Here is a 2363-nt window from a genome sequence, read left to right as displayed (position 1 = left end):
CGGCCGGGCCGCCCGGCAGCGGGCCGAGGCCGCGCTCGACCGGCTGGCGCAGGCCGTCGGCCCACAGGCCCGGGTGCTCTACCGGACCCGGACCCTGCTCACCGGCCTCGCGGTCGACGTCCCGGCCGCCCGGCTGGCCGTGCTGCGCCGGCTGCCCGGGGTGCGCGCGGTCCACCCGATCACCCTCAAGCAGCCCGCCAACGCCCACTCCGTACCGCTCACCGGCGCACCCGCGGTGTGGACCGCGCCCGGCGGCGGCACCGGCGCCGGGATCCGGATCGGCATCATCGACAGCGGCATCGACTACACCCACGCCGACTTCGGCGGCCCCGGCACCGAGGCGGCCTACCGCGCGGTGGACGGCAGCAAGCCGGCGCCCGCCGGGCTGTTCCCCAACGCCAAGGTGACGGGCGGTCAGGACCTGGTCGGCGACGACTACGACCCGGACCCCACCGCCCCCGACTACCAGCCCGTCCCGCACCCCGACCCCAACCCGCTGGACTGCGCCCGCAACGGCCACGGCACCCACGTGGCCGGCACCGCGGCCGGCCTCGGCGTGGACGCCCGGGGCCGCACCTACCGCGGCCCCTACCGCCCCGGGCTCGACCCCGCCGACTTCCGGGTCGGCCCCGGCGCGGCGCCCGGCGCCACCCTCTACGCGATCAAGGTGTTCGGCTGCCAGGGCTCCACCGACCAGCTCGCCCACGCCCTGGACCTGGCCGCCGACCCCGACCAGGACGGCGACCTCGCCGACCGGCTGGACGTGGTCAACCTCTCGCTCGGCAGCGGCTTCGGCGACCCCGGTGACGCCGACGCGCTGGCCGTCGACCGGCTGGTCGCGGCCGGCACCGTGGTGGTCGCCTCGGCCGGCAACGACGGGGACCGGTACGGGGTCGGCGGCAGCCCCGGGGTCGCCGCCCGGGCGATCGCGGTGGCGGCCACCGTCGGTGGCCACGGCGACGCCGACGGCCTGCGGGTGCTCGCCCCGCCCGCGCTGGCCGGCCTGCTGCCCACCCACTGGAGCGCCCGCTACCCGGGCTGGAGCAGCACCGAGGTCGGCGGGCGGCTCGCCCGTCCCGCCGCCGACCAGGACGGCTGCGCCCCCTTCGACCCGGCCGACGCCGAGCGGCTGCGCGGCCGGGTGGCGCTGCTCGACTGGGCGGTGGCCGACGCCGACCGGGCCTGCGGCTCCACCCCGCGGGCCGACCACGCGGCCGCGGCGGGTGCGCTCGGCGTGCTGCTGGCGGCCGACGGCGACCACCTCGGCGAGATCAGCGGCAACGAGCGGATCCCCGAGGCGATCCTGGCCCGGGCCGAGGGCGATCGGCTGCGGCAGGCGGTCACGGCCGGCGCGGATCCGGTCACCGTCCAGCTGGCCACCCCCGGCAACCCGCTGCACGGTGCGGTCGCCCAGGACGAGCCGGCGCGGGTCGACACCGTCACCGTGTTCAGCTCGCGCGGCCTCGGCGTCGCCGGGGTGGTCAAACCCGACCTGGCCGCGCCCGGCGAGACCATCTGGTCGGCGAAGGCCGGCAGCGGCGGCGGGGGCACCCGGGAGGACGGCACCTCGATGGCTGCCCCGCACGTGACCGGGATCGCCGCGCTGGTCCGCGCCGCCCACCCCGACTGGTCGCCGGCCGAGGTCAAGGCGGCCCTGATGAACACCGCCACCGACGTCCGGGCCGCGCCGGGCGGCCCGCTGCTGGGCCCCGAGCGGGCCGGCGCCGGGCGGGTCCGGGCCGACCTGGCGGTCGCCACCCCGGCGGTGGCCTACGACGCCGCGGACGGCGGTGCGGCGGTCGGCGTCTCCTTCGGCCCGGTCCCGGTCACCGGTGCGGCCGCGCTCACCCGCGAGGTCGAGGTGCACAACCTGGCCACGGTGCCGGTGAGCTACCGGACCGGGTACCGGGCGGCGACCGAACTGCCGGGCGCCGCCTTCGAGCTGACGCCGGACCGGGTCAGCCTGGCGCCGGGGGAGCGGGCCCGGGTGCGGGTGACGCTGCGGTTGGCGGGGGCGGTGGGTCGGGTGCCGGACCCGAGCCTGGCGACGGTCCAGGCCGGCCGGGCCCGCAGCTACCGCGGCGAGCTCTCCGGCCACCTGCTGCTCACCCCGGAGCAGTCGGGCGTGCCGGAGCTGCGGGTGCCGCTCTTCGCCGCGCCGCGGGCCGCCTCGGAGCTGACGGCGACGCCGGTGGGCGGCGCCGCCGACGGCTCGGTGACCCGGTACGCGATCACCGGGACGCCCGCCCGCACCCCGGCCGGCCCGGCCGGACTGGTCAGCGCCTTCACCCTGGGCGGCGCGGGCGAGCGGTGGCCGGACTGCCCGCCCGGCACCCCGCAGCCCACCGCCGGCGCCGCCCCGG

1 protein-coding gene is annotated in these 2363 nt (G+C 79.8%); it reads left to right on the top strand.

What is annotated here, in order from left to right; all coding sequences use genetic code 11:
• Nucleotides 1-2363, top strand: a 2363-nt coding sequence (locus tag ACQRUO_RS39225) for a S8 family serine peptidase (RefSeq protein ID WP_428320969.1), incomplete at both ends; no start/stop codon positions are given.

Origin of the sequence: Kitasatospora sp. LaBMicrA B282 (genome assembly GCF_050325825.1) — a bacterium.
In the GTDB taxonomy this organism is placed as follows: domain Bacteria; phylum Actinomycetota; class Actinomycetes; order Streptomycetales; family Streptomycetaceae; genus Kitasatospora.
Note: the sequence above shows the minus strand (reverse complement) of the source record. Positions and strands in the feature narration are given on the sequence as shown.